Source organism: Paracoccus actinidiae (assembly GCF_030863885.1).
GTDB classification, from domain to species: domain Bacteria; phylum Pseudomonadota; class Alphaproteobacteria; order Rhodobacterales; family Rhodobacteraceae; genus Paracoccus; species Paracoccus everestensis.
In genome coordinates, this window is the sequence record NZ_CP132956.1 from 3,267,868 (window position 1) to 3,291,746 (window position 23,879).

The following is a 23,879-nucleotide window of genomic DNA, read 5'->3' on the forward strand; positions in this document are numbered from 1 at the left end:
GGCACAATTGATGGCCGCAATGCCGCTGTCCGAGCCCGGGCACGTCTGCTGCCCCGCGTGACCGTGCAAAAACTCCCGGCTATCGAGGCTGAGGACAAGGCATACCGTTCTTCTGCTGACCTCCGCGCCAACCCGGCCTCTTTCCGGCACGCAGATATGTGATTGTTGATGTCACATCGAATTGCGCCCGAAGGGCCAGAGGCCCTTGCAGGCGCTTCCTTTAGCGTGGTTCCGGTGTGATCCGGCGCAGGGTTATCTCGCAGCCTTCCCCCTCGGTGGTGCGGCAATTCTCAAGAACCACGCGCTCTGGCTTGCCGTCGATGGTCAGTTCCCCCTCGACGGGTCCAACGATCTTGCTGTCGTCGACCGCCACGTCCGTGCGGAAACGGGCATAGTCGCCGCCGATCTCGACGGTGCCCTTGATCTGTTCCATGCCTTCGAGGGTGAGGTTCGCTTTGGTCATGTCCTTGGTCCTCTGTTGGATCTCCAGAGGGGACAACGGTCGTGACGCGGAAAAAGGACCAAGGCTCAGGACGGGCGGCGTAATGGCGCCGCGATACCGTTGATAACGGCCTGGCGTTCCAGGCGGCCCAAAAGGTCGCGGTAATCGGAATTGTGCGCATAGGCGCTTATCGCCAAGAGGATCATGTTCCAATCGTCAGGGGACACGGCAGGACGAAAGGCTGAAATACTTTCAGTTCGGGACATGGCAACCACCTAAAACAGCATTGAATAACGCTTTGATACCTTGGGGTTGTTTATTGACCAATTAGCCTTTTTGTACAGGTTAATAGAAAAAACCGGATCGCTGACATACCGGGGGATGCTGCCGCGCCCTGCCTGTGAACAGGCCTGCACCCCGAGGGGGCGGGCCTGGCAGTCAAGCAGAGGAAAGGTCCGCAGGAAGAGATCGGCGAGATTTGCGCCGACCGCGCAGGCCTGCGAAAGCCACGCCGCCCGTCAGGAGAAGCACGGCTGCGGGTGGGGCAGGGATCGGGCTTGGAGATACGGTCAGCTGCGACAGCCCGAAACCGTCATAGCCCGCGCCCACCTTAGTCGAGAACCGGAACTCGGCCGAGGCAACGGCATCGGCGAAATCGACCGTCAGCCAGTACAGATTGCCGTTCGCCTGCCGGGTCGCGATGTTCCAGATCGATGTCCAGGTGCCCGCCGGGTTGTAGTACAGGTCGAAGTGGCTGTTGGCCTGGTCATGGGCATCCGTAAGGGCGAAGGTAAGGGATGTGAACGACACAGGCGCTTTGATCGTCCACTTCAGTTCGTCGATATCCTGGCTGTCGATCCAGTAAGACGCAGGCAGCGGATCGAAACGCCCATAGGCATGGGGCGCCGTCGGATTGTCCTTCATCACGACCGAGCAGCCGTCGTTGACGACAGAGCCACCGCCTCCGCAGTTCCCGAGACGCTCGAAGTCGTCCGTGTGCAGGTCAATGATCGTCCCCCCTGTCGGAGGGCCAGAAACCTCGGTCACGGTGGCCCCCCAAGCGGGGGCGATCATGGAAACAGCGCAAATCGAAGCCGCACCAAAGGCCATGCGTATACTCGTCAACATCAAACCAAGCCTCGTTACAAATACAGATGCCCTTACATCCCGGACAAAACGTATATATCGTGTAACGGTTGCAGTCTGATAGCCTGTTGAAAAGGTTAGGGATTTACCTATCAAAAGGAGAGCGTTGTCTTTTTTCTGCAACCTTGGGGACATAGTGTGACCCGGCTAAAGCAACTCGCATCACGCGAATGGCAGATAAAGCCGCTTGGCCGGTCCGGTCCTGCAGTTGCCGGAAGGCAGGCGGGAACTCGGCAAAGGGGGCGCCATTGCGCAAGGCACCAGGCTTGCGCTGAAGAACGGCAAGGTAATGCCGCCAGTCATAGATCGTTCGTGGCGGCAACGTGTGGCTGTGCTGGATCACGCGGCCATGCTCGCACAGGATGTTACCCTCGGCCGCGAGGGCCAGCCGGTCCGGATAGATCCGCAAGCTGGCGGCTTAAAGACATAGTGGTTGGCCATGGCCAGGAAGCGGATGTGTGAGCCGCCGCTCTTTGCCGCGACCGACACGGTCCACTGCGGTCTTCATGTTATCGGAGATGCCCCGCTCGGGCACGCCGCCAAAGACACGGAAGCCATGCCAGTGAGCGTCAAACAGCATCTCGTGGGTCTGCGAGCCGAGTAGGCGCGCAACAGGAAGGCCCGGCTATGCAACAGCTTGATATGCGCCATCTGAAGCTTGGTGCGCTCGTCGGCCAGATGCCCGTAGTCTTCGCTCCAGTCGAACTGAAACGCCTCGCCGGGTTGAAACGTCAGCGGAACGAAGGTGCCGCGTCCTGTGGTCTGTTGCTCCCGTTGTCGGTTTGTCCGCCAGTTCCGCGCAAACGCCGCAACCCGGTTGTAGGAGCCGGTGAAGCCGAGCGTGACAAGATCGGCATGCATCTGCTTCAGCGTCCGCCGCTGCTTGCGCGACTTGCCGGCCTCCGTCTTCAGCCAGCCAGCCAGCTTCTCGGCAAAAGGATCAAGCTTGCTCGGGCGAGGTCAGTTCGGGGTGGAAATCAACAGATCATAAGGCTTCCGCGATTTTCGGCAGCGCCCTCATCTACTTTAACTCGACAACCCGCCCTAAACACCCTTTACTACATTGATTTTGCCTGCTGAAGCTTCGGTTTTGTTCGCCTTGAATTGCAGGGTTTCGTATGCTTTGGCGAGAAACCCTGCAATTTCCGGTCGCCGATGAAGCCCCATTCCCGCGCCCCTGAGCAGGATGACCTGCTCCGCCGCCGACTGGTCGACATGATCGACGCGCGCCACGAACTGGTGAGGAGAGGTGGTCCGGGATTTTCGACCAGTTTGCCGCTTCGCTAAGCTCGGGCATGGGTTTCATGTCAGGCAGCGGCTTTCAGGTTTTGGTTGGCGGTATCATAGGCCTCAGCTGGCGTCAGCAGTTGCTGACGCCAGCTGAGGCCTATGATACCGCCAACCAAAACCTGAAAGCCGCTGCCTGACATGAAACCCATGCCCGAGCTTAGCGAAGCGGCAAACTGGTCGAAAATCCCGGACCACCTCTGACCGCTCCTGCCATCAGGGTTCTTACGCAGCACTCGCAAAACAGGGCCAATGTAAAACCGGTTGAGCCGAGCCCCAGTTGAATGGTGCTGTATTTTTGCACGGGGGGCGTCCTGAGTAATACAGGTCGCGTTTATGACACACCCGCTGACTGGCTAGGCCCGCTGACCATGCGCGGGCATCTGTGAACAACCCATGATGCCCATGCTGAAGCGAAGGTCCTACTTCGCGAGTTCCTTCAATGCAGCGTTTGTGGCGGCGATGACGGCAACAACAAGAGGAACTTCGAAGCGTGACTGAATGCGCATTGCAGGTGCCGACAAGGGGCCGCCGCCCATGATAACGGCTTCTGCCCCGTCTTCGCGTACTGCCTGCTCCACAGCTGCGGCCAAGGCTGTATCGAGTTGCTCGGGTTTCTCCACAAGCTCCTTTGGATCCCCAGGTGTGACGCGGACACCCTTGAACTGCTTTCCATAGCCAAGGTCCTCTGCTTTGGCGTGGAAGGACTCAATCAGCGCGGGATCCGGGGTGATTGTCACGATGGCAAAAGAGCGGCCGTCCCGAGCCGCCTCGTGAAAAGCCTGTTCGCCAATGCCCACCACAATGGTGTCAGGCAGCGCCTCGCGCAATTCAATAAGTCCGGGATCACTGAACGCGGAAACAATGACTGCCGCCACTCCCTCTTCGTGAGTGGCCTGCCGGCCGATCTCGACAACGCCTTTAATGGCTTGGACCATGTCTTCAGGAGTGGTCAGAAGCCGGGGGGCATTGTCATTGGTGCGTCCAAGGATCCGAGCCGCGTCTCCCGCAGCTTCTTGTGCAAGCGCCGTCATGCTCTCGGTCGCGGCGGCGTTCGAATTGGGGTTGATTAGGACGATGACTGGGCCGCCGGCGGTTGGCTCAGTCTCTGCTGCGGAACCTCCTGCCAGGCAGAGCAATGCGACGGCGGCATGCAAGATGCAGCGGGACACGGTGGCCGTGCGGAATTGGTACGTTCGGGACATAGGGTTGATCCTTATAAAAGGTGAAGCGAAGCGATGAAAAGATGGTCGTCCAGCCTCGTGCGCGAGGCCGGGAACCCGATGCTGTGTCAGTTCGCGCTCTTGCTCGGCCTGGGGGACGTAGCGGCAGCAACGTGGGCACCGACATCGCTTCGTCGTAACGGCCCTCGAGGCTGGCGGGCGATCCTTCCCCCGTGCGCGTCACGATTTCGGCTCCGGGTCCGACAACGCGCCGGACACTGGCGGCGATCTTATCTGTCATCGAAGCCGTGGCATTGGGATTGACGAGAAGTATTTTCATGAACGCCTCCCGGATGCGTCTGTCACTGGATCGTCAGCGATTTGGCCGAGATGCGTCAACGATTTTTGTCCGCTTCGTTCCGAACTTCTTGTGCTGCCCAATAGGGCAAGCCGAGCAGGCACGGAGCAAACACAGGTTCATGGCAGAGAATGCGGATAGCCGGATCGTCCACGGGGTGAGCGAGGCTATTCTCGAAAGGCGGCTCCGCGCGGGCACCAAGCTTAGCGAACCGGAGCTTTGCGAAATCTACGATTGCAGCCGGACAGACGTGCGGCGTGCGCTTGTCGTCCTGGCCACCCGCAAGACGGTAGAATCGCGGGGCCTTCGTGCGTGTGCCCAGCCAGCTCGAGGCACTGCTGGTCGCCATTGCCGTGGGTGCCGAGGACCGGCTGATCGTCCTCACCGCGCAATCGCTCCGGATGTACAAAGCCAATACCCAGAGCAGCTTGCACCTCGCTCCTGGTAGCAATCCTGCTTGCTTCACAGAAACCTGCTCCACGATACACGCGCGATTTTGCTTGAGAGTGCCTTCGCGCTCAGTTCATTTTAGGGCGTGACCTATTCCCGCCGTTCCCTACGCGCGCGCTTGGCGACGCCAGGGCATCTGCTGCTGATCTATGGCGGAGCTCTGCTCGCTGGCCTCATTGCCCAGTGGCTGCGATTTCCCCTGCCCTGGATGATCGGGGCAATGATGTTTGCTGCAGCCCTTCGCCTGGCTGAACAACCCCTGCATGTTCCCGCCTACACCCGCCAGATCGGGCAGGTCCTTGTGGCAAGCTCCGTAGGATTGTCTTTCACGCCCGAGGCAGTGCGGACGCTGGGTTCCCTTCTGATCCCGATGGTCGGCGCGGCCTTTGCCACCATTGCCCTCTCATCCACGGTGGCAGCGCTGCTGATGCGCATGACACGGATAGACGTCGTTACCGCCACGCTCGCCTCAATACCGATGGGGCCGGTCGAAAGCGCCACCCTGGCCGAGCGGCACGGGGTTCCAGTGGGGCCGGTAGTGCTTTCCCAGATCCTGCGGATCATGCTGCTGGTCGTTTCCGTCCCCCCGGTCATCGTGGCCCTCGACGGGACGATCACCGATCCTGCCCAAGCCCTGGCGCGCATGGATTGGACTGCGCCCGGTGCGCTTCTGCTATTCCTCGCAGGCGCAGGCGGCGCTCTCCTTGCGGGTCAAGTACGGTTGGCCAACCCATTCTTTGTGGGCGCTCTTGGTGGGGCAGCCATGGCGGCAGCATTCAGCCTGCCGCTCACACCCTACCCCTATCCGTTGCTCGTGCTTGCACAGATCTTCCTGGGGGTCTGGCTCGGCGCCGTGTTCGACCGTGCGCTGCTGCGGAAGGCACGCGGGCTCATCGCCGGAGCGTTCCTGTCATCGGTGCTGCTGATCGCGCTCTGCCTCGGGATGGGGCTGATGCTTGGATTTTTCATTGGCCAGTCCTGGCAAGTCATGTTGCTGTCCACTGCGCCCGGTAGCGTCACCGAAATGGCGCTGACGGCGAAGATCCTGAACGAGGGGCTGGCGACTGTTACGGCTTTTCACCTCGTGCGCATCTTTATCATCCTGCCGCTGGCCGGCATGATCATCGGCCTGACCGCCCGCTTGGCACGCCATACGGCACCGCGCGGGTCATGAAGCACAAATCCCATCGCAATAAGGAAACAGTTGCTCCGGTCAGAACCAGCAGCCTGTCGTAGATCGGGAGGTGGTTGCGGACGCGATAAGTCTCGGGAGCATCGGGGAGGGGTCAACGTTAGCAATGCGGGATAAACCAGCCGCTCGCCGTGTTGCGAGCGGTGAGCTAAGAGCGATCTTACCCATGTGTCACGGCCAGACCGGTGCGCCTTCCAGACCTGCGGTTTCAGGCAGACCGCAGATCAGGTTCGCATTCTGCACTGCGTGCCCGGCCGCCCCCTTGCCGAGATTGTCGACTACCCCCATCGCGATCACCAAGTTGCGCTCTGGATCGGCTGCGTAGCTGACGAACGAGAGGTTCGAGCCGCTCGCCCATTTGGTCTGGGGCGGCCGGTCGGTCACCCGGACGAACGGACGGTCGGCATAAAAGCTCCGGGCTGCGGCGAGGCATTGCTCCGTGGTGGCGCGGCCTCGGCAGTAGATCGTAACAAGCACACCGCGGGTCATCGGCACAAGATGCGGCGTGAACACCAGCCCCGCGGCGCTGCCGCCGCTCATGTGCTCGATTGTCCTGGTCATCTCAGGCATGTGGACGTGCTTGAGCAAGCCGTAGGGCTGTAGGTTCTCGTTGCTGTCGGCGTAGCCAAACTTGCTGTCGCCACCGCCACGCCCGGCTCCGGAAATGCCGGTCTTGGCATCAACGACAATATGACCGGGCTCGATGATCTTGGCGGCCAGCAGCGGCGCCAGGGTGTTCAGAGTAGCCACCGGAAAACAGCCGGGGTTGGCAATGCGGGTGCTGCCCTTGATCCTGTCTGGCCATACGTCCGCGAGACCATAAGTCCAACCGTCAGCGTAGCGGTGATCCCCGCCTATATCGACGATCTTGACGTCATCGGGGACGCGCGCCAGGGCCTCGGCAGACGTGCCGGTGGGTAGTGATGCAAACAGCACGTCGAGTTTGGGCAGGGTCTGCGGATCCCACCTTTCTATCATCAGCCCGGCTAGCTTAATCGGCACCCCGGGGAAGCGGTCGATCAATGGACTGTTCGCGCTGCTTTCGCCCGCGGCGTAAACCAGTTCGAATGACGGATGACTTGCGATCAGGCGCAGCGCTTCGCCGCCGCCGAAACCACTGATGCCGACAATGCCGACGCGAATGCTCATGGTAGTGTCCTTCCAAGGTGCGGATAACAGAAGCCCCCGGAGCCAAGGGGCTGCGGGGGTTCAGGAACGCGTGTCGCAGGTGCTCCGGCTGGCGGTATCTACGAAAGGCCGGATACCATGCCAAAGACTACTGATCGACGCGCAGCCCGAAGAGCCGCCGCTTGGGTGCAGCCTCGACGTCGATCAAAGAGGTTTTGGTTTGCGAACATGATCTGATGGAATGTCGGCCTCAGGGCTTATGGTCAAGCGGTATGCGGCTCACGGCGAGTGTTCGGATGTGTCTGATCAACAGAGTGAACGTCCGTGAAGGACTTCTGGGATGCGCCCTGATGCTACCTAGCATTGCCGGGCTCTGACCAAAGCTCAGTATCGGTCCTGCAATCAGCAGACAGATTGCCAAACCACAGGCACGACGCCAACATGACGCCGTTGTTGTAACCGAGGAACCTCCGCCCATGACCCAGAAGGTCCGCGACGCATTCGTGGCACAGGGTCAAGCCTGTGGGCAGCTCGGGTCGCCATTCATGGCACGCCTCATGCCGCTGATAGGGGAACGGCTTAGCAAGAAGACCGCGGTCGGTGCCCGCTGTCTGGAATGGGAGGGGGAGCCCGGACCTTCCGGGCAATCGTTGCCGCTTCGCCTTGCCGGGGCGCTACACGGTCTGGTCCTCGACGGCAGCGCTCCTTCCCTTGCAGCGGTGTATCCACCGCATGTGACCGCAGATGAAACGTTATGGGCAGAAGTTGAGACTGCTTTCTGCATACACGAAGCCCGCATCTTCGCCTGGCTTGACCGAACGCCACAAACCAACGAGGTGCGGCGGGCTGCGGCTGTCATGGCCGGCATCTGGTGGGCCCTCGGGGAAGTCGGTGACCGGCCTCTGGTGTTGTCCGAACTGGGCGCAAGTGCCGGGTTGAACCTTTCCCTTGATCGCTTCTCTGTCGCCCTTGACGATATGGCGCATGGACCCAAGGATGCGGTGGTGAAACTCGCGCCCGAATGGCGTGGCTCTGACCGGCCTGAGCCCCACCCCTTCAGCATCGTAGACCGCCGCGGTGTCGATCTGGCACCGCTCGATCCGGCTGATGCTACGGACGCATTGCGGCTGCTGGCCTATCTTTGGCCTGATCAGCCGGAGCGCCAGGCGCTCACCAGCGCGGCCATCTCGATTGCAGCCGCACGCCCGGATGCGGGTGACGCGGCGCCCTGGCTTGCTCAGCGTCTCACCGAACCACGACGCGGCATGCTGCATGTGGTCTATTCGACCATCGCCGCACAGTATTTCCCCAAGGCTACCCAAGCAGCCATTGCAGATCACCTTGGCAATGCGGGTTTGGCAGCAACACCGGATGCGCCGATCTTGCATCTTGCCCTTGAGGCGGACGGCAGGATGCCCGGTGCAGGCCTGACAGCCACGCTCTGGAAGGGGGATGTACCACGGCAGCAGCACCTCGGACGCGCGGATTTTCACGGGCGATGGATCGAATGGTCGCCGAAGGCGGCAGAGCCGGCGGTTTACCCGCTTTCTACCTGAGCGACTACTGGAGGCTCTTCGCGTGAGCGGAGGCGTCAGGTCGATCGTTGGCCTCTGCTTGAGAACCATGCGTGGAGTGGGCCCTTAACCGCCGGTCGGCTTCGATTTATGCTGCACGGCTGCATCCTATAAAGCAGCCGTTCAGTCAGTCTTCAGCGAAATCTCCAACATCAGCATTACTATGTGGAAGAAGCCGACATTCGCCGCCGCCCGTAGAGCTGACGGTGCCTTCAAAGAGGGTGTTGCAACTGCCAAACTCCGCTGCTGAGGCGGGCCTCACGAGCCTGCACTAGGAACGACGCAGCACATCCTGCCACTCGGGATGGCGATCGAACTGCGCTTTGGCGAAGGGGCACAGCGGGACGATGGCAACTCCGTCCTGGCGGGCGTCATCGACCGCCTGATGAACCAGCCGCTCGCCGACCTTGCGCCCGCGCAAGGCCGCAGGAACTTCGGTATGGTCGATGATGATCATCGCTTCGCCGGCACGACTGTAGGTCATCGCGGCCTGGTGGCCAGCAATCTCCAAGAGATAGCGACCTTTCGAGGAGCCATCCTCTCGGACCACCTGGCCGTCTTCCGATGCTGAGGGTTTGGCTCCTGATCCCGCATCGGCCTGGCGCACCCGACGCGGTCTTCCCGGTGAACATTCCAGCAGATCGCGGTCCCATTTTGCCAAAGTGGCGGCAGCCTCGTAAGTCGAGACGAGAAACGCCATGAGGACGGCATCCGGTTCAGCCGCCGATTGCACGGCGTCGTAAGGCAGGATGAACTCCGACAGGCCGTCATGCCAGAACGCGGCGTCAGGCGCGATCTGCGCGGCTCGGAACCCATCCGGTGCCGGATAGGCGTAGGCGTAGAAGGCCGGATAGTCGATGCCGCCGCCCCCCGGCCAGAAACCGACCGATGAGACTTCCCGATCGTAAGCCTCTCGGGCAACATCATCCGGCAGCGAGGGAATGCCCGCAGGATGCAAAGGAGCCCGCCGCCCGGAGAAACGGGTCACGGCAAGATCGAGAGCCCCCCAGAAGAGATGAACCGGACTGGACTTGCCAAGGAACGACGTCCGGAATGCCTTGAACACGCGGTCGATCTGGACGGACGCCTGATGGAAGCGCCGGACAGCATCGCGGTCATAGGGGCGTTCGCGGAAGTCTTCGGCGAAGGGTATCGGATGCGGCACTTCGTTCGGCTCTCCGTGGAGCGTCGGCGTGCCGCCAAGCTGCGTCACCAGATCCACGAAGGCCGCATGAAACGCCGCGACGGTAGTTGGCTCAAGCGGAAAGGAAACCTTGTGTCCCTCTCCGTTTATACCCACAACCTCATGGGCATGAAGGTCGAACAGGATCTCGATGCCGGGACCATCGGGGATCAAAGAGGACGTGAAACCGGCCGGTGTGACATAGAATGTTGCGTTCCACGAGTGGTTGAGCCACGGCGAATGTGCGAGCCGATACTTGCCCGCGACCTGCAGATAGAGATGCAGCGCGGAACAGGTTTCTCGCCAGTCGAGATAGTTCAATGCCGGCCAGTTCATTTCACTTTCCTTTTCTTTCTGGGGCGTCCTCCATTGGAACGCGTTCACGTCATCTGCGCGCAGGTCGGTCGCCAAGGGACATCGGCTTGTCGCCGTCGGGTGGCAGGCCGAACAAATGCCTGACCCAGTTCAGGAACGCGCCATAGGGACGTCCCAAGACCAGCATCATCACCGCCGCGCCCTGCACTCCGCGCAGCAGTCCTGCCCCCGAGGCCCCGCTGGAGGCGATGATCGCAGTATAGATCGGCATTTGAAAGCTCATCAGGGCAAGGCTGTCCCACAAGAGCGGCGACAGGCGGGTATCGCGCGCGTGTCCCAGCATCCAGTCGCGCCAAAGGCCATAGGGCCTGCCGACAGGGACCATAACTACGGCTCCAATCAGGCGCGCCTGCAGCACCTGCGCCTACGTCATGCCCGCGATAAAGCGTTCATTGACGATGCCGGTCGCGGTGAAGAACAGGATCAGCGCCACGGTGTCCGCCACATACGCCTGCCAGCTTCTTCGTTGTTCTTTCGCCATGCGTCGCCTTGGGTTCAATCGGGCGCGGGTATATGTTCGTCGCGGTCGCCCGGAGGCAGATCGAAACGGCCTTCGCCCCAGCGTTCCTCGCGCCACGCGGCCTTGGCCTCCTCGATGCGTTCGCGGGACGACGCAACGAAGTTCCACCAGATGTAGCGCGGCCCCGGGAATGTCGCGCCGCCGAGGATCATCAGCCGTGCGCCTCGCTCGCCCGCCGCCACGGTGATCCGGTCGCCAGGACGAAAGACCATCATCCGGCCGGCTTCGAACTCTTGCCCGGCGACAAGGATCGAGCCCTCGACGACGTAGATGCCGCGATCCTCGTGATTGTCGGGCAGCGGCATGCGGCGGCCTGCCTGAAGCGTCACGTCTGCATAGAACGTGTCGGAATACATCCACGCCGGGGCCTTTGCGCCATAGGCGTCACCAAGGATCAGCCGGACCGATATGCCCTCATCCTCGATCATCGGCAGCGCCTCCTTGCCGTGGTGCTCGAAGAGGGGGGCCATGTCCTCGTCGCGGTCGGGCAGGGCCAGCCAGGTCTGGATCCCAAACAGGCTGTTTGGGCCGGTGCGCGCCGTTGCCGTGGTGCGTTCCGAATGGGAGACGCCGCGTCCCGCCACCATCCAGTTCAGCGCTCCGGGCCGGATGACCTGATCGGCGCCGGTGCTGTCGCGGTGGTGGAAGTCGCCCCGAAACAGGTAGGTCACCGTCCCGAGGCCGATATGCGGGTGCGGACGCACGTCGACGCCTTGCCCGGTCAGCAGTTCGGCCGGTCCTGCCTGATCGAAGAAGATGAACGGGCCCACCATCTGCCGATTGGGCGCGGGCAGGGCGCGCCGGACCTCGAACCCGCCAAGATCGCGGGCGCAGGGAATGATCAGCGTCTCGATCGCGTCGATGCCGACGTCATCGGGGCAGCCGGGGTCGAGTGCGGGGTTCAAGCTCATCGTCATCCTCCATCCTGTTCACTGCAGTGTCCCAAACGTCGGGTAGGCGGCCTAGTCCTCCCTGATGGGAAACTGTGTCGCGGCAGGGGGAACGCTGTCTCAAGGGCGTCCCCAGACCTCGGGATGCTGCTTCAGGTGATCGGCCAGCATTTCGGTCAGAATGCGGACCTTTCGGGCGGGATGCCGCCCCGGTGGGCGCACGACGTAAATAGCCGCCTCGGGTGGCGGATAGGCCGTCATGATGGGAACAAGCCGACCACTTTCGACATAGTCATGCGTGATGCAGTCGGGAAGCCAGCCTATCCCCAGTCCTGCCGCAGCGGCGGCGGCAAGGGCCGTCGCGTTGTCCGCCTTGAAGCTGCCCTGCGGCTGGACCGAAACGATCTTGCCGCCATCGACGAATTGCCAAGCCTCGGTCCCCTGCATCACCGCCTTGTAGCGCGGCACATCTGCGGGCGTTTCGGGTGCGCCGTGCTGGTCAATGTAGACGGGACTGGCAAGAAGCCTGCCATATAGTGGCCCAACCCGCTTTGCGATCATGTTGGAGTCGGGCAGGTAGCCTGCACGGATGGCGCAGTCGTAGCCTTCGGCGATCAGATCGACGAACCGGTCGCTGAAGGACGTATGGATGTGCAGACGCGGATGGCGGCGCGCCATCTCGGTAAGCACGGGCGTAAAGTGGGTCGGACCAAAGGTCAGCGGCATCGCGATGCGGAGGCGGCCTTGCAGATCGCCGTCCGGCAGGATCGCCTCCTTTGCAGTGTCCATTTCGGCCACCGCCCGCGCGGCATGGTCGCGAAAGGTCTCACCCGCTTCAGTCAGGGCAGCCCCGCGTGTCGTTCGCGCCAGAAGCTGGATGCCCAGTTCGGCCTCGATCCGGAACAGGCGGCGACTGACGATGGATTTGGCTAAACCCATCCTGCGCGCGGCAGCCGAGACGCCCCCGGCATCCGCGACGACAACAAAGGTTTGCAGGTCCTCGATATCCATCCGGGCGTTCCTTGTTCGGCGACACAGCTGCCCAAACTATGGCGCTATCCTGAGGCGTAAGGGAACGGCTTACTATATTTCGGGGCAAGCGATCGCCTGCCTGCCTGACAAAAAACGCAAAAGTAAGGACTTCCGATGACCCTCCGCAATGGCCTTGAATCGCTCCTTCGTCCCGAAGACTCGGTTCTCGTTCTGATCGATCATCAGGCATATCAGCTTGCAAACCTGAACAGCCATGATCCGCAAGCCGTGGTCAACAACACCGTTGCGCTTGCAAAGCTGGCGAAAGCGTTCAATGTTCCGACGATCCTCACCAGCGTGATCGCAGAGCGTGGTGGACTACTGTTCAAGCAGATCACCGATGTCTTCCCGGAACAGGACGTGATCGACCGGACCTGGGTGAACACCTGGGAGGACAAGAAGGTCGTGGACGCGGTCAAGGCGACCGGTCGCAAGCAACTGATCATTGCGGGTCTGTGGACCGAAGTCTGCGTCGCGATGCCCGTTATCCAGGCTCTTGGCGAAGGTTGGGACGTAACTGTGATCACCGACGCCTCGGGCGGCAGTTCGCTTGAGTCACATCAGGTGGCAATCCAGCGGATGATTGCGGCGGGTGCGAACATGATGACATGGATGGCTCTCGCTGGCGAATGGCAGCGAGACTGGGCACGCACCGAACATGTCGAAGAGCTGACTGAAGTGCTCATATCGCACATGGCCGGCAGCGGCATCGCCTACCTTTGGGAACAGCAGTTGCTGAACACCCCGGTGGCAAGCGGCGCAAAATGAGCGGGCTGCGCGGGCGTCGCTGTGCCCGCGCAAGGGAAGGAGGATAAACGTGTCACGGACAGCTTCCCTTCTGGCTCACTTTCGCGGTTGCCGGTGCGCCCCACGTTCCCTCCCGCGCTGCCCGCACGCAAGCCCGACCGGCTGGCGGCTGCGGGTAGCGGAGAGGGCAACTGGCTAAGGCGAGAGGGCGCAATTGGAAGGCACGCCGATTGCGCCGCCTTGGCGCCCGCCATATTTGTCGGGCTATGCCAGAAAGAGGGGATAGCTTTGAGCGAACTGGATGAGGCAAAGGGTGCTACGGTCTTCCTTGGACCTGACATCGAACAAGGACGTCTGCTCTCTCGTCGCGAAACCCGCGATTTCAACAGCCTTTCGGAGGCGGTCGCATGGGTCTTGAGTGGTATGCCAAGTTCAAGGCGATGGGGATGCTATGTCCAAACCTCATCCGGCGTCCGCTATGATTGGGACGATCTTGGCGAGCTTGATTTGTCGTCGGGTGAGGAAGCTTAGCAATTGTGTTTATCGGCTGGTCTGATGGCTCCATGTCTCGCCGATTTTGAGGATCGCATTTGTGATAGTGATCAGCCTGCGTGCGATCGCGATGATGACAACCTTGTGCGGCTTGCCGCCCTCTTTCAGGCGCCTTGCGACAGGCTTCAGCACTGGGTTGTAAGATGCGGCTGCAAGTGCGGCCTGGAAGAGGGCATGGCGTAGCGACCTCCTTCCTCCGGCAATCGCCCGCCTGCCTCGCATGGCCCCACTGTCGTGCGGACCAGGTGCCAGGCCTGCCATGGCTGCGGCCTCGCCTGCTGTCATCCGACCAAGCTCCGGCATTTCCGCAATCAGCATGGCCAAGGCTAAAGCCCCTTGCCATTCACTGCCTGCATAGCGAGCGAACTGCTTCTGAGCGCCGTTGCGCGTCCGGGGGCGTAAGAAACCAATGCAAGTGCAGCGATGCCGGCGGCAGCCGTTTGCGGACCCGGGCAGACGCGGCCGCGGTTAAACGCGCCGCCGCATCCTTTCTGCGGTAGACCAGCTCAGCGCAGTTTTTCGAGTGCGGACGTGAAGGTCGCCATCCATTCGGCACCGATTGCCTCGCGGTTCGCGTCCACCACCGGCTGCAGTCGCTCGGCCAGGCGCCGTTGTTCCTCAGGCGTGACCTCGTTGACCTCCATGCCTTCCTCGGCAAGCTTGGCGCGCAGCCCTTCGGTCTGGGTTCGGGACAGGTCGCGTTGGAAGTCTCGGGCCTCGGCGGCGGCCTCGCGGATAATCGCCATCTCTTCCTCATTCAGCTTGTCGTGGGATGGCTTACCCATCAGCAGCACGACGGCATTGTAGGAATGGCCCGTGAGGCTCAGATACTTCTGCACCTCCTGGAATTTGTTGGCGTCGATTGCGGTCAAGCTGTTCTCGTGTCCGTCGATGGCGCGGGTCTCCATTGCGGTATAGACTTCATTAATGGTCATCGGCACGGCATTGGCGCCGAGCTGGTTGAACATGTCGATGTAGAGTGCCGAGGGCTGCACGCGGATCTTCAGGCCGTCGAAATCCTCCCACTTGGTGATGGGGAGGGTGCTGTTGGTGGTGTGGCGGAAGCCCTGTTCCATATAGGCCAGCCCGACGAGGCCCTTGGGTTCAAGCTTCTGGAACAGCTGGTCGCCAATGTCGCCGTCAAGGATCGCATCGGCCTCGGCCGTGTCACGGAACTGGTAGGGCATGTCGATGGCCGAGAATTCCGGCACCATGCCCGCGAGTGTCGTGGTCGTGCCGATCGCAAAGTCCTGCGTCCCACCCTGCAGCGCCGACTGCATCTGCAATTCGTTGCCCAAGGTCGAGCCCGGATAGACTTTGACCTCGATCTTGCCGCCTGACTTCTCGGCCACGAGGTCGGCAAACTTGACCGCCGCCTGAGAGATCGGGTGCCCGTCGGGCAGCGGTGTGCCAAGACGGAGGACATGGCTGCCCACCTCAGCCCAGGCCCCGGTGCCGGACATCAGCGTCGTCGTCGCCAGCAGCGCGCAGAGTTTCATAAGCTTGGTCATCGAATGGCTCCTCCCATATTCGAGATCAGTGAAGTTGCCCGCAAGGCGGGTCGATAGATCCGGACGGCGTTGTCATGAAACAAGGCACGGCGGGTGTCGTCGGGCAGCCCGGATGTGGCTTGGTAGAACCCGTCGAAGATGGTCGAGAAACTGCCCACCAGGCTGTCCACGGGGAAGTTGCTGGCGAACATGCAACGCTGCCAGCCGAAGATCGAGATCGCGTCCCGGATCACCGGCCCGTTGTCGGCGATGGACCAGGGGCGGCCCATTAGCCCGATGCCTGAAATCTTCAGAACCACGTTCGAGTGCCGCGCCAGCCGGGCCATCGCGCGCCGCCAGCTTTCCAGCCCCTCGGGGGTGCGATCGGCGGGCAGCCCCGCGTGGTTCAGAACGATCGTCGTGGCCGGAAAGTCCGCAGCCAGGTCGGCCGCCGCGTCCAGTTCCCACCAGGGCGCCTGCAGGTCGAACACCAGCCCGTGGCGGCCCAACTGCGCAAAGCCCGCACGCCACGCCGGGTCGTCCATTCCGCCCGCCCGGCCACGCCGAGCCTCGGCAGGCGAGGCTGCGGAGGTGGGCTTGTGGCGGACGCTGCGGACCAGCGGGAAGCGGGCCTGGCGGGCGATCAGGTCGGACGCGTCAGCATGGTCCAGCCAGGCCTGCGCGACGACCGCGTTGGGATAGCCATAGCTGTTGTGCAGGCCATGGGCGTAGCGCGTCTCACCCAGCGGGTCGTTTGGATCCCACTCGGTCTCGACATAGACGCTGCCGACAACATTGAGGGGCGCGGCCTCGGCCAGATAGTCCGGCGGCAGGTAGCGCTTGCGGATCGGTCCATAATCCCCGTAGCGGAAGGGGATCATCGGCTCGTCAGAGAGCCAGGGGTGATAGTTCGCCTGCGGATCCCAGAAATGCTGGTGCGCGTCGATGATGGGAAAGTCGGGGGGAATTTGCACGTCGATCGCCTCAGTTGCCCATGAACCAGTTCATCGGCACCAGCACCAGCGACGGGAACAGGACCAGCAGCACCAGCAGCAGCAGATGCGCCAGCAGGAAGGGCCAGATGCCTTTCATCACCTCGTCCATGGTGATCTTGCTGACACCGCAGATGACGTTCAGGACCGTGCCCACCGGAGGCGTGATCAGGCCGATGGCGTTGTTCATGATGAACAGCACTCCGAAATAGACCGGATCGATACCCGCTTGCTTGATCACTGGCATCAGTACCGGCGTCAGGATGAGGATCGTCGGCACCAGATCCATCGCTGTGCCCACGATCACCACAAGCACCATGATCACCGCCATCAGCAGGATTGGCCGGTCGATCAATGGCTCCAGGGTAGCGATGACCAACTGAGGCAGGTCGGCGATTGTGATCAGCCAGGCCGCGACCCCGGCGGCAGCCACCAGGAACATCACAACAGCGGTCGTGCGCCCAGCGGCCAGCAGCAGAGGGAACAGCTGCGCTATCGTCAGTTCTCGGTAAACGAACATGCCCACGAACAGCGAATAGACGGCCGCGACCACGCCGGCCTCGGTCGGGGTGAATATGCCCTCCTTGATGCCGACGATGATCAGCAGAGGGATCATCAGCGCCCAGATGCCATCCTTCAGCCGCTTGCCCACCACACGCAGCGGCTGGCGCGGCGACACCGGAACAGCGTCATTCCGGGACACCAGCCACCAGGTGACCACAAGGAACAGCGCCATCATCAGGCCTGGCGCGATGCCTGCCATGAACAGCTTCTTGACCGATACGCCTGCGGCCACGCCGAAGATGATGAAAGGGATCGACGGCGGGATGATGGGGGCGATGATGCCGCCCGCCGCGATCAGGCCCGAGGATCGGTTCACGTCGTATCCAGCCTTGCGCATCATCGGGATCAGCATTGCGCCCACGGCCGCTGTATCGGCCACGGCGGATCCGGACATGCTGGCCATAACAATGGCTGCCAGCACTGCAACATAGCCCAACCCGCCCCGGAAATGCCCGACCAGAGCTGTCGCCAGGTCCACAATCCGGCGCGACAGTCCGCCTGCATTCATGAACTCGCCCGCGACTAGAAAGAAGGGGATCGCCAAAAGCTGAAAGCTGTCTGCGCCGCTGACGAGGTTCTGTGAGATGATCTGGGCGTCGAACATGCCCAGAAACAGCATGAGTGCCACACCGCAGAGGATCAGTGCGAAGGCGATGGGCACACCGATGGCCATGGAGCCCAGAAGCGAGCCGAGGAAGATCGTGATGGTCATCGCGCTGCCTCCGGCCGGATTTCGGGAGGCAGGTCCTCACTTTCGACCACCTGGACCAAATCGCGGCTTCCGGCGCGACCAGTGAGAACGCGCCACAGATGCGCGCCGATCACGATCATCAAGCCAATGCTACAAACGAAGGCCGCCAAGTGCGTCAGGCCAATCGGCAAGCCGGTCACGGGTGCAGCGTTGCCCCAGTTGATCAGGACCTGCTTCCAACTCCCCACCATCAGCAGGCCCGAGCAGAACAGCATCAGTGTGTCGCACAATATCGCGCAGCCGACCTGGCCAGCGTGGGGCAATCGGCGAACCAAGCTGTCGACGCCAAGGTGGCCATGGTCATACATTGCGAGGACGGCGCCCATGAAGATCAGCCAGACGAACAGTGTCCGCGACAGCTCCTCGGACACGCTGATCCCGGAATTGAAGCCGTAGCGCAGCACGACGTTCAGGAACACCAGCACGATCATGGCAGTCAGCGCCGCAACCATGAAGACGCGCAGCACCGTCAGGGCCAACTTGCCCAGTTTCTCCATTCCTCATCCTCCTCCGAAGATGTCGGAAAGGAACAAGATGCGGTGATAGGTGTCAATTTGCTATGCGCTATGACATGATAACCTATGGCAATCACACCTGTCGTTCCAACCCTTAACGCCCTGCTTGGCAGGCTTCGCCTGCGGCAGCTTCTGCTGGTTGTGGCGATCAGCGACCTGACGAGCCTGCGCAAGGCCGCCGACCAAGTCGGCATCAGCCAGCCGGCCGCCACGAAGATGCTGGCGGAACTGGAGGCCGCGCTTGGCGTGCCGCTGTTTGAACGCGGCCGGCGGGGTATGGCGGCCACGACCTATGGCGCGGCGCTGATCCGTTACGCCCATCTTATTATCTCGGACGTGGGCGCAATGCGCGACGAGATCTCGGGGCTGGCCTCGGGCACGGCAGGGCGACTTGCCATCGGCATGATCACCGCCGCCGCAGCCGGGCCGCTGTCGATTGCGGTGGCGCAGTTGAAGAAGCGGCGACCCCGGCTGGACGTCACAATCACCGTCGAGACCAGCGACATCCTGATCCCGTTGCTGGAACAAGGGCGACTGGATGTTGTTATCGGGAGGCGTGTGCCCTCTGGCCACACGGTAAGCCTGGAATTCACCGAGATCGGGCCCGAGCGGCTGGCGGTGGTAACAGGTGCAGCCCACCCTTTGCGCGACAGGTCGGAACTGACCCTGTCCGCCCTGGGGGACGAGGCCTGGATCCTGCAGCCTTGCTCCAGTCCGCTTCGCCAGATTGTAGAGGCCGCCTTCCGCGACGCAGGCATGGCGACCCCCGCCAACGTCATCGAGACCGCCTCGATCGTGACCGCCACAACGCTTCTGCAGCATAGCGACATGGTATCGGTCGTGCCGCATTCGGTAGCGTTGCATTATGTGTCCAGCGGCATGATGGCGATCCTGCCCGTGGGCCTGTCGCGCGAACTGGATCCCTATGGCGTGCTGACCCGAAAGTCCCGGGCTACGATGCCCGCCTTGGCCGAGCTGATCGCCCTGATCCCGCGCGAGCCAAACGAGAAGGTTGAAATCTGAGGGCGCGAACTGTGCAAGTCGGCCCATTGCTGCCGGTCAAGGCAAGGACAACGCTTCCTTGCGGCATCCCCAAAACGGCTGTTCATGTTCGCTGCAGAAACGCAGGGCAGAGGAGGGGGTCATCCAACCTTTTAGGCAACGCTATTACACAAAGGGCGGAGGATCGACCGATCCGCGTATCGGCTGGTGTATCCGAGGGTGTTCTCCGTTTGCAGGTTGCCAATGAGGCCCCGGCAATTCCATAAGAACAACTTTCCCGTCTGTTCACCCCCTTCAACAAAGGGGGTGAACAGACCACGCCGAAAGGGCTTGGCCCAGGCCTCTACATTGCCTCGGAGATCGCCAAGGCACATGGCGGCACAATGTCGGTTGCCTCGGATGAAACAGAAACCGTGTTCACATTTGAGATGCCCTGCTGCTGAGGCAAGAAGCAACAGCGGATCAGCAGAAGGCGCAGGCTTAACGAACACTCCACCCCGGCGCAGGCACGCGGCCACGACCCGTCGCAAGACTTCGACAACGAGGCTTGCTATCATTTGCTGTCGGACAAGGCAGCCAATGCGCGCTCCAGATCGGCTTCCACATAGGGCTTGATCACCGCAATGGCATTCTCAACCTCGCCTGCCGCACCTGGATCGCCCGTGACCAGGACCACGCGCAAGTCCGGCCTCTGGCGGCGGCAGGCCGCCACGAGATCTCTGCCGTTCATGTCGGGCAGCCCCAGGTCGGTCATCAGAACGTCCAGGTCGACTGACAAAGCGGCCAATGCCTGCGCCCCGCTCCCTACGGCGACAACTGAATGGCCCAGGGACTCCAGCATGTCAGCCGTGCCAAGCCGGATGAGGGCGTCGTCCTCGACCAGCAGGATGCGAAGTCCGTCTGAGGAGGAGGAGGCTCGCGATCCGTCAGGGTGCCCATTGGCCGAGGATGCCTTCCGTGCGGCAACTGCATTGGCTTGCTGCTGATTGGCCAGCACATGCCGGACCTTGCGGGCCAGCGTTTCGCGGGAATATGGCTTTGGCAGCAGTTCAACTCCGGGATCGAGGCGCCCGGCATGGACAATGGAGTTTTCCGTATACCCCGAGGTAAACAGCACCGCGACTCCGGGAAGTCGTTCTCTGGCCTTTCGCGCCAGTTCCGTGCTGCGCAGGGGTCCGGGCATCACCACGTCGGTGAACACCAGGTCGATGGGCGCGCCACTTTCCACCACCGTCAACGCGCTTGCCGCATCGCGAGCGCGCAAGGTCCGATAGCCGAGGTCTGTCAGAAGCGCCACGGTCGTGTCGCGCACCTCATCGTCGTCTTCAACCACCAGAACGGTTTCGGTTCCGCCCCGCACGGGCAGGCTGCGCAGATCGGTCAGCACGTCTTCGGATGCAATGTTCCGCGGCAGATAGATCTTGACCGTGGTACCGTGCCCGACCTCGCTGTAGATCTTGATGTGGCCGTTCGACTGCTTGACCAGGCCGTAAACCATGGACAGGCCCAAGCCCGTGCCCTTGCCTTCGGGCTTGGTGGAAAAAAACGGCTCAAACACCTTGTCGAGGATCTCGCGTGTCATGCCTGTGCCGGTATCAGTCACGGCGATCAGCACGTATTGGCCGGCTATTGCGTCGTTGTTGCCAGCATATGCATCATCCAGCGAGGCATTAGTCGCCTCGATTGTCAGACAGCCCTGCCCGGCCATGGCGTCGCGCGCGTTGATGGCCAGGTTCAGCACTGCGTTCTCGAGCTGGTTGGGGTCGACCAGGGTGTTCCACAATCCGCCAGCGACGACGGTTACCAACTCAATCTCCTCGCCCAAAGTGCGGCGCAGCATGTCGTCCATACCTTGCAAAAAGCGGCCCACATTTATGACTTTGGGCTCCAGCGGCTGGCGCCGGCCGAAGGACAGCAGCTGCGAAGCGAGCTTCGATCCCCGTGTGACCCCGGCCAAGGCGTTCTGCACCCGCGTCTCCGCCCGTTCGTTGCCCGCAATGTCCTTGGACAGCAGGTGCAGGTTGCCGCTGATTACCTGCAACAGGTTGTTGAAGTCATGCGCCACGCCGCCGGTCAGCTGCCCCAGTGCCTCCATTTTCTGGGACCGGCGCAGCTGTTCCTCCAGCGACTTTCGGGTCGTGACATCACGCCCCGCCCCATAGATCCGACCGCTCTCAGGCACGCATGTCCACGAATACCAACGATATTCACCTTCCCTGGAGCGCAGCCGCAGGTCGAAGTCACGCAGTGCTTCCCCGCCCGCCAGTGCCCGACCACGTTCAATTGTGGGGATCAGGTCATCGGGATGGATCAACGCGTCTAGCCTAGTGCCCACCAGATCCTGTGGGGTATGGCCCAGGGCTGTGTTCCAAGCGGGGTTCACGCTTTGCAAGACACCGTCAAGGGTGCAGATCAGAAACAGATCCTCGCTGATCCGCCACGTTATGTCGCGCTCATGGGTGCGCGCTTCAACCTGAGCGGCCAAGGTCTCGTTCAGCGAGCGCAGCGCCTCCTCGGCCCGCTTGCGGTGCGTGACGTCATGTCCTTCGGCGAAGATCCCCCTGACTTGGCCGCCATCGTCCAGGATCGGCTGATAGACCAGATTAACAAAGCGTTCTTCGCCCGGCGAACCCAAGCCACGCTGGACCGTGACGGGCATCTCCCGGCCGACGAAGGGTTCGCCCGTGCGATAAACGGTGTCCAGCAGCTCGAAATAGCCTTGACCCTCGACATCGGGCAGGGCGTCGCGAATGGACTTACCTACCAAGTCACGGTGCCCGACCAGGTCCAGATAGGCCTCGTTTGCAAACTCAAACACATGATCGGGGCCTCCCAGCACGCACATGAAGCTGGGCGCATGCTGGAACAGAGCACGCAGGCGGTCACGTTCCGCGGTGCGCTTGTCGATCTCGGAACTGAGGGTGGCATTTGCCTGCTTGAGCGCGGCGGCCGCCGCCTGCCGCATTCGCAACGCATCGGCAAGCGCTTCGGCGCGCCGCCGCTCGGATTCGTGAGCTGCCGCGCCGGACAATCCCGCCGCTATCTGGCCGGCCACCAGTTTCAGGAAATCGCCATAATCTTTGTCGAAGGTGCGCAACGGGTTCAGCCCGACCAGCATGGCGCCGAAAACGGCGCCGGTGCCCTGCTCGGTCAACGGAACGACGATGGACTGGGTGGGCGGTTGGTCCCAGGCGTCCTGAGGCAACTGCGCGAGCAAGGGCTGCGGGGCCTCGCTGTCCAAGTCCAGCACCTGGCATATGATTTGTGGATCGAAGCCTTGGGGCAGGCCACTGGAAAAAGCCGGCTCGCGCGTAGGATCATCTGCAAGATAGGTCAGTGTGAAGGGGAGGTCGTGCGGGTTCTCGCTGAGGGCCAGACGAGCCGCGGCTAGAACCGAGGCCCGATCCGTTGTCCCCGCTAGCCGGGCAGACAGTGCCCGAAGAGTTTCCATGCGCCGTTCTGTGATGACCCGCACCGTTTCCTCGGATACCGCACACAGCAGGCCGGCAGTTTTCCCGTCTTCGCCCAGGATCGGGCTGTAGGAGAAGGTGTGGTAGGTTTCTTCAGGATAGCCGTTCCGCTCGAGGATCAGGCGCAGGGCGCGATCCCAAGTTGCCTCACTGCGGTCATAGACGCTTCGGACCCTGGGTTCGACATCGTCCCAGATCTCAGCCCAAAGATCGCACGTCGGCATGCCCAGGGAATTTGGATGCTTCAGGCCCAGCGTCGGCCGATAAGCATCGTTATACAGGAAATTGACATCCGGACCCCAGCCCAGCCACATTTCGAAGCGCGAGGTTAGCAAGATACCAACCGCGACCTTCAGCGCCTTTGGCCATTGCTCGGGATCGCCAAGGGCCGTCGCGCTCCAGTCCTTGGCGCGCATAAGCGCGGCCATCTCGCCGTCGCCGGGAAAGATGCGGCTGCGGTTCGATAGGGTCAGCTCATCCATGGGTTTGTCCTCCACGCGTAGTCGGGGCGTCGACTGGCCTCTAACACGGGAGTCTCGCAAACCGCCATCGCATCCCTCCAAGCAAGAGACCTGGCATTTCAACCTGGTGGGTCGCCGGGAGGACGCGAGGTTCAGCATTCTGGAAGCCCGGTCGGATGGTGCTGTTCTGCGGCTGAACCACTCCCTCGCAGCACTGGTAAGGCACAGACGGCCCTAAGCCGACAGCCATGCCACGCATAGTGCTGCGCTTCAGCTTTCCAAACCGGCCATTCATGTTCGCTGCAGCAATGCGGAGCAAAGAGACACCTTTAGCGTTGCAACGTCGCTGGCTTAAGGGCAGGTAGCTACGCCGAGGTTCTGGGCAAGGCTATGCGCTTTGGCGCGATGCTGTCACTTGATAATCCCGCGGATGCGAGACGCTGACCCTGAGCGGAAAGCAATTGCGCCTGAAGCTGGCGCCGGCAAACCGAAAGCTGATGGGCGAAGTAGCCGAGGCGCGGTTTAACGCCTTGTGCAGCGCCTTGGGGGCCGAAAAGGTGAAGGGCGGCTGATCCGCCTTCAGACCGAGTTCACC

General features: G+C 61.9%; 24 protein-coding genes and 2 pseudogenes. 7 read left to right on the forward strand and 19 right to left on the reverse strand.

Annotated elements, in window-relative coordinates:
• Window positions 1–220: 220 nt before the first annotated feature.
• The 7 genes and pseudogenes from Q5701_RS16280 to Q5701_RS16310 form a co-directional block, all read right to left on the reverse strand.
• Window positions 221–463: a hypothetical protein gene (locus Q5701_RS16280; RefSeq protein WP_306752049.1), complete on the reverse strand. Its 243-nt coding sequence runs from the start codon at window positions 461–463 to the stop codon at window positions 221–223.
• A 417-nt stretch (window positions 464–880) separates the two neighbouring features.
• Entirely contained in the window at window positions 881–1,516 is a 636-nt protein-coding gene (locus Q5701_RS16285; RefSeq protein ID WP_306752050.1) for a hypothetical protein, read from the reverse strand.
• 274 nt (window positions 1,517–1,790) lie between these two features.
• Window positions 1,791–2,545, reverse strand: a pseudogene (istA, locus tag Q5701_RS16290) (IS21 family transposase); the annotation flags it as partial.
• A gap of 87 nt (window positions 2,546–2,632) precedes the next feature.
• On the reverse strand, window positions 2,633–2,821 hold the full coding sequence (locus tag Q5701_RS16295; RefSeq protein WP_306752051.1) for a hypothetical protein: 189 nt from the start codon (window positions 2,819–2,821) through the stop codon (window positions 2,633–2,635).
• A 74-nt stretch (window positions 2,822–2,895) separates the two neighbouring features.
• Complete coding sequence (locus Q5701_RS16300) at window positions 2,896–3,111, reverse strand: hypothetical protein (protein ID WP_306752052.1); 216 nt, start codon at window positions 3,109–3,111, stop codon at window positions 2,896–2,898.
• 186 nt (window positions 3,112–3,297) lie between these two features.
• Complete coding sequence (locus Q5701_RS16305) at window positions 3,298–4,080, reverse strand: aspartate/glutamate racemase family protein (protein WP_306752053.1); 783 nt, start codon at window positions 4,078–4,080, stop codon at window positions 3,298–3,300.
• The gene (locus tag Q5701_RS16310) at window positions 3,977–4,378 is read right to left on the reverse strand and encodes an aspartate/glutamate racemase family protein (protein WP_306752054.1); all 402 of its coding nucleotides are present in this window, start codon (window positions 4,376–4,378) and stop codon (window positions 3,977–3,979) included. Before Q5701_RS16310 ends, Q5701_RS16305 begins: the two co-directional genes overlap by 104 nt.
• A gap of 139 nt (window positions 4,379–4,517) precedes the next feature.
• Between Q5701_RS16310 and Q5701_RS22920 the strand changes: the two genes are divergently transcribed.
• Window positions 4,518–4,844, forward strand: coding sequence for a GntR family transcriptional regulator (locus tag Q5701_RS22920; protein WP_373568665.1), 327 nt, complete (start codon window positions 4,518–4,520; stop codon window positions 4,842–4,844).
• Between the two features lie 87 nt (window positions 4,845–4,931).
• On the forward strand, window positions 4,932–6,020 hold the full coding sequence (locus Q5701_RS16315; protein ID WP_306752055.1) for an AbrB family transcriptional regulator: 1,089 nt from the start codon (window positions 4,932–4,934) through the stop codon (window positions 6,018–6,020).
• A 189-nt stretch (window positions 6,021–6,209) separates the two neighbouring features.
• Here Q5701_RS16315 and argC read toward each other — a convergent pair whose 3' ends face one another.
• On the reverse strand, window positions 6,210–7,187 hold the full coding sequence (gene argC / locus Q5701_RS16320) for an N-acetyl-gamma-glutamyl-phosphate reductase (RefSeq protein WP_306752056.1): 978 nt from the start codon (window positions 7,185–7,187) through the stop codon (window positions 6,210–6,212).
• Window positions 7,188–7,642: 455 nt separating this feature from the next.
• Here argC and Q5701_RS16325 point away from each other — a divergent pair, with 455 nt between their 5' ends.
• Window positions 7,643–8,722 (forward strand): DUF2332 domain-containing protein, encoded by a 1,080-nt coding sequence (locus Q5701_RS16325; RefSeq protein ID WP_306752057.1) that lies wholly within the window; start codon window positions 7,643–7,645, stop codon window positions 8,720–8,722.
• Between the two features lie 289 nt (window positions 8,723–9,011).
• Here Q5701_RS16325 and Q5701_RS16330 read toward each other — a convergent pair whose 3' ends face one another.
• From Q5701_RS16330 to Q5701_RS16350, 5 genes are all read right to left on the reverse strand, one after another.
• Window positions 9,012–10,334, reverse strand: a complete 1,323-nt coding sequence (locus tag Q5701_RS16330) for a DUF5996 family protein (protein ID WP_306752058.1) — start codon at window positions 10,332–10,334, stop codon at window positions 9,012–9,014.
• Window positions 10,309–10,656: an L-alanine exporter AlaE gene (gene alaE, locus Q5701_RS16335; protein ID WP_306752059.1), complete on the reverse strand. Its 348-nt coding sequence runs from the start codon at window positions 10,654–10,656 to the stop codon at window positions 10,309–10,311. Before alaE (Q5701_RS16335) ends, Q5701_RS16330 begins: the two co-directional genes overlap by 26 nt.
• 6 nt (window positions 10,657–10,662) lie before the next feature.
• Window positions 10,663–10,779 carry an L-alanine exporter AlaE gene (gene alaE / locus Q5701_RS16340; RefSeq protein WP_306752060.1) on the reverse strand — a complete coding sequence of 39 codons (117 nt, stop codon included), beginning with the start codon at window positions 10,777–10,779 and terminating at the stop codon, window positions 10,663–10,665.
• A 14-nt stretch (window positions 10,780–10,793) separates the two neighbouring features.
• Window positions 10,794–11,729 carry a pirin family protein gene (locus tag Q5701_RS16345; RefSeq protein ID WP_306752061.1) on the reverse strand — a complete coding sequence of 312 codons (936 nt, stop codon included), beginning with the start codon at window positions 11,727–11,729 and terminating at the stop codon, window positions 10,794–10,796.
• A gap of 99 nt (window positions 11,730–11,828) precedes the next feature.
• Window positions 11,829–12,719: a LysR family transcriptional regulator gene (locus Q5701_RS16350; protein WP_306752062.1), complete on the reverse strand. Its 891-nt coding sequence runs from the start codon at window positions 12,717–12,719 to the stop codon at window positions 11,829–11,831.
• A 135-nt stretch (window positions 12,720–12,854) separates the two neighbouring features.
• Here Q5701_RS16350 and Q5701_RS16355 point away from each other — a divergent pair, with 135 nt between their 5' ends.
• Window positions 12,855–13,508, forward strand: coding sequence for a hydrolase (locus tag Q5701_RS16355; RefSeq protein WP_306752063.1), 654 nt, complete (start codon window positions 12,855–12,857; stop codon window positions 13,506–13,508).
• A 267-nt stretch (window positions 13,509–13,775) separates the two neighbouring features.
• Window positions 13,776–14,018 (forward strand): hypothetical protein, encoded by a 243-nt coding sequence (locus tag Q5701_RS16360; RefSeq protein ID WP_306752064.1) that lies wholly within the window; start codon window positions 13,776–13,778, stop codon window positions 14,016–14,018.
• Between the two features lie 9 nt (window positions 14,019–14,027).
• Here the strand turns inward: Q5701_RS16360 and Q5701_RS16365 are convergent, their stop codons facing one another.
• The 5 genes from Q5701_RS16365 to Q5701_RS16385 all read right to left on the reverse strand — a co-directional run bounded on the left by Q5701_RS16365 (window position 14,028) and on the right by Q5701_RS16385 (window position 18,333).
• Window positions 14,028–14,363 carry a transposase gene (locus Q5701_RS16365; protein ID WP_306752065.1) on the reverse strand — a complete coding sequence of 112 codons (336 nt, stop codon included), beginning with the start codon at window positions 14,361–14,363 and terminating at the stop codon, window positions 14,028–14,030.
• Between the two features lie 182 nt (window positions 14,364–14,545).
• Window positions 14,546–15,550, reverse strand: coding sequence for a DctP family TRAP transporter solute-binding subunit (locus Q5701_RS16370; protein WP_306752066.1), 1,005 nt, complete (start codon window positions 15,548–15,550; stop codon window positions 14,546–14,548).
• Window positions 15,547–16,503: an amidohydrolase family protein gene (locus tag Q5701_RS16375; protein WP_306752067.1), complete on the reverse strand. Its 957-nt coding sequence runs from the start codon at window positions 16,501–16,503 to the stop codon at window positions 15,547–15,549. Before Q5701_RS16375 ends, Q5701_RS16370 begins: the two co-directional genes overlap by 4 nt.
• 10 nt (window positions 16,504–16,513) lie before the next feature.
• Complete coding sequence (locus Q5701_RS16380) at window positions 16,514–17,797, reverse strand: TRAP transporter large permease subunit (RefSeq protein ID WP_306752068.1); 1,284 nt, start codon at window positions 17,795–17,797, stop codon at window positions 16,514–16,516.
• A complete protein-coding gene (locus Q5701_RS16385; RefSeq protein ID WP_306752069.1) occupies window positions 17,794–18,333 on the reverse strand; it encodes a TRAP transporter small permease in 540 nt (179 codons plus the stop codon). Before Q5701_RS16385 ends, Q5701_RS16380 begins: the two co-directional genes overlap by 4 nt.
• An 84-nt stretch (window positions 18,334–18,417) precedes the next feature.
• Between Q5701_RS16385 and Q5701_RS16390 the strand changes: the two genes are divergently transcribed.
• Both Q5701_RS16390 and Q5701_RS22925 read left to right on the forward strand, forming a co-directional pair.
• Window positions 18,418–19,374: a LysR family transcriptional regulator gene (locus Q5701_RS16390; RefSeq protein WP_306752070.1), complete on the forward strand. Its 957-nt coding sequence runs from the start codon at window positions 18,418–18,420 to the stop codon at window positions 19,372–19,374.
• Window positions 19,375–19,631: 257 nt separating this feature from the next.
• A pseudogene (locus tag Q5701_RS22925) lies at window positions 19,632–19,796 on the forward strand (ATP-binding protein); the annotation flags it as partial.
• A gap of 110 nt (window positions 19,797–19,906) precedes the next feature.
• Here the strand turns inward: Q5701_RS22925 and Q5701_RS16395 are convergent.
• Complete coding sequence (locus Q5701_RS16395; protein WP_306752071.1) at window positions 19,907–23,443, reverse strand: PAS domain-containing protein; 3,537 nt, start codon at window positions 23,441–23,443, stop codon at window positions 19,907–19,909.
• Window positions 23,444–23,879 lie beyond the last annotated feature (436 nt).